The 7629-nt window shown below is 75.1% G+C and carries 5 protein-coding genes and 1 pseudogene; 2 read left to right on the top strand and 4 right to left on the bottom strand.

Translation table 11 applies throughout. The features are described 5' to 3' along the window. Positions 1-551, bottom strand: a pseudogene (locus AC1DT4_RS20025) (hypothetical protein); the annotation flags it as partial. A 102-nt stretch (positions 552-653) separates the two neighbouring features. On the opposite strand from AC1DT4_RS20025, the gene AC1DT4_RS20020 reads away from it, so the two are divergent. Then, the gene (locus tag AC1DT4_RS20020; protein ID WP_477091509.1) at positions 654-2174 is read left to right on the top strand and encodes a CYTH and CHAD domain-containing protein; all 1521 of its coding nucleotides are present in this window, start codon (positions 654-656) and stop codon (positions 2172-2174) included. Here AC1DT4_RS20020 and AC1DT4_RS20015 read toward each other — a convergent pair. From AC1DT4_RS20015 to AC1DT4_RS20005, 3 genes are read right to left on the bottom strand one after another with little or no spacing between them, the layout of a single operon-like run. After that, positions 2171-2815, bottom strand: a complete 645-nt coding sequence (locus AC1DT4_RS20015; protein ID WP_477091508.1) for a CYTH domain-containing protein — start codon at positions 2813-2815, stop codon at positions 2171-2173. The two genes, AC1DT4_RS20020 and AC1DT4_RS20015, sit on opposite strands and share 4 nt — an antisense overlap. A gap of 16 nt (positions 2816-2831) precedes the next feature. Next, complete coding sequence (locus AC1DT4_RS20010) at positions 2832-5378, bottom strand: ABC transporter permease (RefSeq protein WP_477091507.1); 2547 nt, start codon at positions 5376-5378, stop codon at positions 2832-2834. Continuing rightward, positions 5378-6118 carry an ABC transporter ATP-binding protein gene (locus tag AC1DT4_RS20005; protein ID WP_477091506.1) on the bottom strand — a complete coding sequence of 247 codons (741 nt, stop codon included), beginning with the start codon at positions 6116-6118 and terminating at the stop codon, positions 5378-5380. The genes AC1DT4_RS20010 and AC1DT4_RS20005 overlap by 1 nt, the downstream gene beginning before the upstream one ends. Before the next feature lie 209 nt (positions 6119-6327). On the opposite strand from AC1DT4_RS20005, the gene AC1DT4_RS20000 reads away from it, so the two are divergent. Continuing rightward, the coding region (locus AC1DT4_RS20000; RefSeq protein ID WP_477091505.1) for a DEAD/DEAH box helicase at positions 6328-7629 on the top strand (1302 nt) is incomplete at its 3' end.

Below are 7629 nucleotides of genomic sequence, written 5' to 3'. Positions count from 1 at the left end.
GCCTCCTGACCGGGCACGACCTCCGTCGGCACGCCGAACGTCGCACCCGTCGCGGCGCCCAGCGTGGCGGCGTCCGCGCCGGGCACCAGCGGGACCGCGGTGAGCCTGCTCGGCGGCGTGAGGCCCACGGCGCCGACCAGGAGGACCGCCTGCGCGTCCAGCCGCGCCAGCTCGGCCAGCACAGGCGCGGGGTCGGTGCCCGCCGTCGTGAGCAGGACGGGCGCGCCGAGCGCGACCGCCGCCGACGACGCGGTGAGCTGCGCGGCGACGTCCTCGACGGGGGCGACGACGACCACGGGTGCGGCGTCGAACAGCGCGCGGGACGCCTCGAGCGCCGCGTCCTGCGGGGTGGCCGCCGGCAGGACCGTGGCGGGTTCGTCCGGCGCGCTCACCCTCGCGGACACGGGGGGCGGGGTCGGCGTCGGCGTCGGGGTCGGCGAGGCGGACGGCGGTGCCGGCGTCGGCGACGGGGTGGCCCGGTCCGGCGTGCAGCCGGCGAGCGCGACCAGCGCGACGAGGGTCGCGACCAGGGCGGCGCGTCGTCGGCCCACGGGCACGGCACTACCTCCTCGTCGCGATGGACGGTCAGTGTATGAGGGCCGCGGGAGGCGCCTCCCCGCGCGGAGCACGCGGCGAGGTGCCAGCCTCGGTGCATGGGACTGCACCACGAGACCGAGAGCGCGGTCGAGGTCCCCGTGGACGTCCGGGTCCCCGACCTGACCGGCATCCGGGGGGTCGCGTCCGTCGACGGACCCGAGGAAGTGGACCTGACCGCGGTGTACGTCGACACGGCGAGGTTCGACCTCGCCCGCGCGGGCGTCACGCTGCGCCGCCGGACCGGCGGCGACGACGAGGGATGGCACCTCAAGGTGCCGGAGGGCCGACCGGACGAGGGCGGACCGCGACGACGCTCCGAGCATCGCCTCCCGCTCGGGGACGACGTGCCCGAGGAGCTCGTGTCACTCATCCGGTCGCGGGTCCTCGACCGGGCTCTGGAGCCGCGGGTCGAGCTGCGGACCCACCGCGTGGTCCACCGGCTGCGGGACGAGGCGGGACAGGTCGTCGCCGAGGTCGCCGACGACACGGTGCACGCTCGCTCGGCGGACGGCGCCGACCTCGCGACCTGGCGTGAGTGGGAGGTCGAGCTGGTGGACGGCCCGGAGGAGGTCCTTGTCGCCACCGCCCGCGTGCTGGGGTCCGTCCCCGGCGCCGGACGGCGGGCGTCACCGAAGCTGACCCGCGCCCTGGGTGAGGCCGCCCCCGCCGCGCGATCGACGTCGCCGCGGGACGGCAGCGCCGCCGAGGCGGTCCGCGCCTACCTCGCGCTGCACACCGAGCGGCTGCTCGCGGCCGACCCCGCGGTCCGTTCGGGCGAGGACGACGGCGTGCACGACGCCCGCGTGTCCACGCGCCGGCTGCGGACGGCGCTCGGCGTGTTCCGCCCGGTGGTGGACCGCTCGGTGACCGATCCGCTCCGGGACGAGCTGGCGGAGCTCGGGCACGTGCTGGGCGCCGCCCGGGACGCCTACGTCGAACGCCGGGCGCTGCGGCGCCGGGTGGCCGACGAGGACATCGAGCTGGTGCTGGGTCCCGTCGCACAGCGCCTCGACGAGGACCGGTCCGCCGCAAGGCGCACCGCCTTCGACGCGCTGGACAGCTGGCTCGCGTCCGACCGGTACCTGGCCCTGCTGGCGTCGCTCGACGCGCTGGCGGACGACCTGCCCCCGGGTCCGCGCGCCGACGAGAGCGCCGACCGCGTGATCCCCCGACGCGCGCGCAAGGCGTGGCGGCGGCTGGTCGACGCGGTCGACGTCACCGAGCACGCGGAGGTCCGCGACGACGCCCACGACGACGCGCTGCACGAGATCCGCAAGGAGGCCCGCCGCGCCCGGTACGCGAGCGAGCTGGCGGCGTCGGTCGTCGGCGCGCCCGCCCGGAAGAGCGCCCGGCGAGCGCGCGAGGTGCAGGACGTCCTGGGCGGGCAGCACGACTCCGTCGTCCGCCGCGAGACGCTGCGCCGCATCGGGATCCAGGCCCACCTGGACGGCGAGAACGCCTTCACCTACGGCCGGCTGCATGCGCTGGAGCAGGCGGCCGGCGCGGCCGCGGAGCGCGCAGCCCGACGGCCGATCCGTCGGGCCGTGGACCCCACGCACCGGCGCTGGGCGCGCTAGCCCTGCCCGGACTCCCCGGGGCGGTGGTTGTGGCCGAGGTTCTGCAGGAACCGCGGGCCCACACGCGCCAGCTCGGCCTCGTACTCGGCCGCCCAGCGGCCGTACGGCCGGCCGGCGAGCGCGTCGTTGGAGAACCGCGGGTCCGACGTGAGCTCGGTGACGCAGAACTCCGGGATGGTCAGGTCGGTGACCGGCCCGCCGCGCTCGACCTCGGCGACCACCAGGGGGGCGTTCCCGCCGGCGAACGTGTCGACCACCCAGCCGTCGTCGCCCAGCCACACGGAGTGCCGGGTCTTGGCCACGCGCGCGCCGCCGCGGCGGACCAGCTCGAGGCCCACGGTGACGTCGAGCTCACGCTCGGCCTCGTAGCGGGTGCCCTCGTTCATCGGGCCCTTGACGGTGATCGCGCAGAAGTCCATCTGGTCGGCGTGCCGGTCGAGGATCGCGAGCTCGTCGAGGCCCGGCTCCAGCGCGAGGCCCTCGACCGTGGCCTGCACCCGGACGCGGATGGCGAAGCCGGCGTCGGCGAGCACATAGCTCTGCACGATGAGCGCGGGTGAGGCGTCGAGAAGGTCGGCCGGCACGTCCCGCGCCCAGAAGCGACGCTCGAACTCGAAGTCGCCGTACCCCGTGTCGCTCACGCTCCGAGGTTATCGGTCACTCGGTGGTCACCGCGTCGAGCACGGGCAGACGCGCCGCACGGACGGCGGGCCACAGCGCCGCGACGACGCCGACCACCACCGCGAGCGCCAGCATGAGCGCGAGGCTGGTCCACGGGATCGCGAGCGTGCGCAGCCCGACGTCGGCGAACACCGTGGGCAGCGTCGCCGCGAGCGCGACCCCCAGCACCAGCCCGACGGTCGTGCCGAACACCGCCGTGAGGACCGACTCGAGCGTGATCGTCGTGCCCAGCTGCAGCCGACCGAGGCCGACCGCCCGCAGCAGCCCGATCTCGCGCGTCCGCTCGATCACGGACAGGGCGAGCGTGTTCACGATGCCGAGGACGGCGATGACGATCGACAGCCCGAGCAGGGCGTAGAGGATGACGAGCACCCGGTCCACCTGCGCGGCGAGGTCCGACACGAACTCCTCGCTGTCCATGACCGAGACGACGACGTACGGGCGGACGGCCTGCGTCAGCTCGCCCCGCAGCGCCGCGACGTCGGCGCCGTCGGCCGCCGTGACGAACACCGTGGTCACGCGCTGCTCGTCGGGCGGCAGCAGCCCGTCCAGGACAGCCTGCGACACGACGAGCGGCACGCCGAACGCCGGCGAGTCGATGACGGCGCCGATGGTGGCGGGCCGCGAGGACGTCGAGCCGACCAGGGTGAGCTCCTGCCCCATCGACCAGCCCTCGTCGTCCATGGTCGTCCGCTGCACGGCCACCTGCCCGGCCGCGAGCGCGTCGGGGAACGATCCCTCGACCTCCTCGGTGCGGATGCTGCGGCCGATCGCGGTCGGGTCGATGCCCGTGACGGCGTACGGGGAGCCGTCCACGAGCACGCTGCCGGTGGCGAACGTGTCCGCCGCACGGACGTCGGGCAGCTCGCGCACGTCCTCGACCGCCTGTTCGGGGACGGTCCCCTGGCCCGCCCCGCGCAGGATGTAGTCGGTGGTGGCCTCCTGCGAGACGATCGCGCTGGTCGACGCCTGCGTCGTGGCGGCGATGACCGCGGCGGCCCCGACGAGCGCCATCCCGATCATCAGGGCGCCGGCGGTGTTCGCCGTGCGGCGGGGGTTGCGCGTGACGTTGCCGCGGGCGAGCGGGCCGACGGGACGCCACCGGGCGACCGGCACCGACAGCACCCGGAGCATGCCGCGGGCGAGCACGGGCGACGCGGCGAGCACCCCGAGCACCACCGCGCCCGCGCCGATCCCGAGCAGCGCGCCGGCATGGTCCGCGGTGGGGTCGAGAAGGGCGGCGACCAGCGCGGCGATCCCCAGCACCACGAGCGAGACGCCCACGATCGCGCGCCGGGTCAGGGACCGTTCGGGCAGCGTGACCTCGTCGCGCAGGGCCTCGACCGGCGGCACCAGCGCGGCGCGGCGAGCGGGCAGCGCCGCGGCCAGGACGCTGACCAGCGTGCCGACGAGCACGGACACCACGAGCGTGAACCCGTCGAGCGGCACCTGGCCGGTCAGCTGCATCCCCACCCGGCCGAGCACCGAGCGCAGGACCACCACCAGCCCGAGGCCGCCGGCGACGCCGAGCACGGCGCCGACCACCCCGACGATCGCGGCCTGCAGCACGATCGAGGTGAACACCTGCAGCGGCGACGCCCCCACCGCGCGCAGCAGCGCGAGCTCGCGGGTCCGCTGCCGCACCCACATGGAGAACGTGTTGGCGATGATGAAGGCGCCGACGAACAGCGAGATCCCGGCGAACACCAGCAGGAACGTCGTGATGAACCCGAGGATGGACAGGATGTTCGCGGTCGCCTGCTCGCGGACCTCGTCGCCGGTCACGGCCTCGGCCGGGATGGCCGACGCCGCCGCGACGGGCGCGATCCGGTCCACCAGCTGCTGCTCGGTCAGGCCGTCGTCCGCCTGCACCGAGATCGTCGCCACGTTCCCGTCGGGGGCCCACGCGGCGACCGCGGTCTCCGGGTCGACGAAGACGACGGTCGCGCCGGCCAGCGCTGCCCCCAGGCCCATCTCGCCGACCACGGTCACCGGCCGCACCTCGCCGCCGACCACCACGCTGGTCGCGTCGCCGATCGCCAGGCCCGACGCGCGCAGCGTGGCCGACTCCACGGCGATCTCGTCGGGACCTGCCGGCGGCCGCCCGGCGACCACGTGCGCGGCACGGTCCCGCGGGTCGTAGGCGAACCCGAAGCTGGGCGCCTGCGTGCTCTGCACCGCGGTGCCGTCGGCGCCCACCAGGACCAGCGGCCCCTGCACGTCCGGCAGCGCCGCCGCCACGCCGTCGACGGCCTCGAGCTGGTCGACGAGCGTCAGCGGGACCGGGTTGCGGGTGTCCGGGCTGATCCGGTCCGGCCCGCCCGTGCCGCCGGCGGCGTCAGCGCCGCGGACGTAGGCGTCGCCCAGCGTCGTCGTCGCGATGATGTCCGTGAACGTGGACCCGAGCATCGTGCGCAGCGCGAACGTCCCGGCGACGAACGCGACCCCGAGCGCGACCGCGAGCACGGAGAGGCAGAACCGCACGAGGTGGGCGCGCACCCCGCGCAGCGCGACGCGGACCATCAGACCGCGCCGGCCCGGATCGCGGTCAGGGCCGCGAGCACCGACTCCGCGGTCGGGTCCCGCAGCTCGCCCTGGACGCGGCCGTCGGCGAGGAAGAGCACGCGGTGGGCGTACCCGGCCGACGTCGGGTCGTGCGTGACCATGACCACCGACTGCCCGAGGTCGTCCACGCTCCGGCGCAGGAATCCGAGCACCTCGGCCGCCGACGTGCTGTCGAGGTTGCCCGTCGGCTCGTCGGCGAACACCACCGCCGGGCGCGCGACCAGGGCCCGCGCGCACGCCACGCGCTGCTGCTGCCCGCCCGAGAGCTCGCTGGGCTTGTGGCTCAGGCGGTCGGCGAGCCCGAGCGTCTCCACGACGAGGTCGAGGTGCGCCCGGTCGACCTGCTTGCGGGCGATGTCGAGCGGCAGCGTGATGTTCTCGAGGGCCGTCAGCGTCGGCACCAGGTTGTAGGCCTGGAACACGAAACCGACCCGGGTGCGCCGCAGGGCCGTCAGCCGGCGCTCGGACATGCTGCTGACGGTCTCGCCGTCGACGACGACGGTCCCGGAGGTCGGCCGGTCCAGCCCGGCGAGGCAGTGCATGAGCGTCGACTTGCCCGAGCCGGACGGTCCCATGATCGCGGTGAGCTCGCCGCGCACGAGGTCGACGTCGACCCCGTCGAGCGCCCGGACCGTCGTCGTGCCCGTGCCGTAGACCTTCACCAGGTCGCGCGCGGAGGCGATCACGGGGCTGGGCATCGGGTGCGTTCCTCCAGGTACGGGGCCGGTTGCGTCCGATCGTCCCCTGTGACGCTCGCCACCGCGACCCTGGATCCGGCGCTCCGTGTGAGAGGGTGGGGACACCAAGGGCTGTGCGAACGTGCGCGCCCCGCGTCGTGGAGGTCCCCCGAGCACCCGCTCTGGTTGCTCTGGCGGCGGACCCCGACCAAGCCCGAGAGGCTCTCTCTATGACATCGTTCGCTGAACTCGGCGTGCCTGCTGCCCTGTCGTCCGCCCTGACGGACCAGGGCATCACCGCCCCCTTCCCCATCCAGACCGCCACGCTCCCCGACTCGCTGGCGGGCCGGGACGTGCTCGGCCGCGGCCGCACCGGCTCCGGCAAGACGCTGGCGTTCGCGCTCCCGCTCGTCGTGCGGCTCGCCGCCACCGCGGGCAAGGGCAAGGCCGCCCGTCGGCCCCGCGCCCTGGTGCTGGCCCCGACCCGCGAGCTGGCCTCGCAGATCGACGCGACCATCGCGCCGCTGGCCAAGGTGATGGGCCTGAACACGACCGTCATCTTCGGTGGCGTCTCGCAGGGCAAGCAGACCTCCGCGCTCAACGGCGGCGTCGACATCGTCGTCGCGTGCCCGGGGCGCCTCGAGGACCTGCTCAACCAGAAGGCCCTCACGCTCGACGACGTGCAGATCACCGTCCTCGACGAGGCCGACCACATGGCCGACCTCGGCTTCCTGCCGGGCGTCAAGCGGATCATGGACAAGACCCCGAAGGCCGGCCAGCGCCTGCTCTTCTCGGCCACCCTGGACAAGGGCGTCGACCAGCTGGTCAAGCGGTACCTCACCTCGCCGGTCGAGCACTCGGTCGACAGCGCCGAGTCGCCGGTCGCCGCCATGACGCACCACCTGTTCGAGGTGCGCGACGCCGAGGCCAAGAAGCAGGTCGTCCACCACCTCGCCTCGGGCACCGGTCGCCGCGTGCTGTTCATGCGCACCAAGCACCAGGCCAAGAAGCTGGCCAAGCAGCTGACCATGGACGGCATCCCCGCCGTGGACCTGCACGGCAACCTCGCCCAGGGGGCTCGCGAGCGCAACCTCGAGGCGTTCTCGTCGGGCGCGGTCCGCGTGCTCGTCGCCACCGACATCGCGGCGCGCGGCATCCACGTCGACGACATCGAGCTCGTCGTGCACGTCGACCCGCCGGCCGAGCACAAGGCGTACCTGCACCGCTCGGGTCGCACCGCGCGTGCCGGGTCGGGTGGCGACGTCGTCACGATCGTCCTGCCCGAGCAGCGCGGCGACGTGCGTGCGCTGACCCGCGCCGCCAAGATCACCGCGACGCCGAAGCCGGTCTTCCCCGGCGACGCGACGCTCACGCGCCTCGTCGGCGAGGTCGCCGATCCCGTCAAGTACGTCGCCCCGCCCGTCCAGGCGTCGACCGGTGGCGGCGGCGGCGGAGGTCGCGGCCGTGGCCGCGGTCGCGGTGCGGCTCCCGCGGTCGCCGCTCCCTCGGGCGCGTCCGGCCAGCGTCGTCGC

This window comes from Cellulomonas sp. P4_D11 (genome assembly GCF_056401915.1).
Note: the sequence above shows the minus strand (reverse complement) of the source record. Positions and strands in the feature narration are given on the sequence as shown.

What these genes read in the sequence shown, in the direction of transcription:
- AC1DT4_RS20020 (WP_477091509.1), top strand. Translation starts at nt 654, where the DNA reads ATGGGACTGCACCACGAGACCGAGAGCGCGGTCGAGGTCCCCGTGGAC.
- AC1DT4_RS20010 (WP_477091507.1), bottom strand. Translation starts at nt 5,378, where the DNA reads ATGGTCCGCGTCGCGCTGCGCGGGGTGCGCGCCCACCTCGTGCGGTTC.
- AC1DT4_RS20005 (WP_477091506.1), bottom strand. Translation starts at nt 6,118, where the DNA reads ATGCCCAGCCCCGTGATCGCCTCCGCGCGCGACCTGGTGAAGGTCTAC.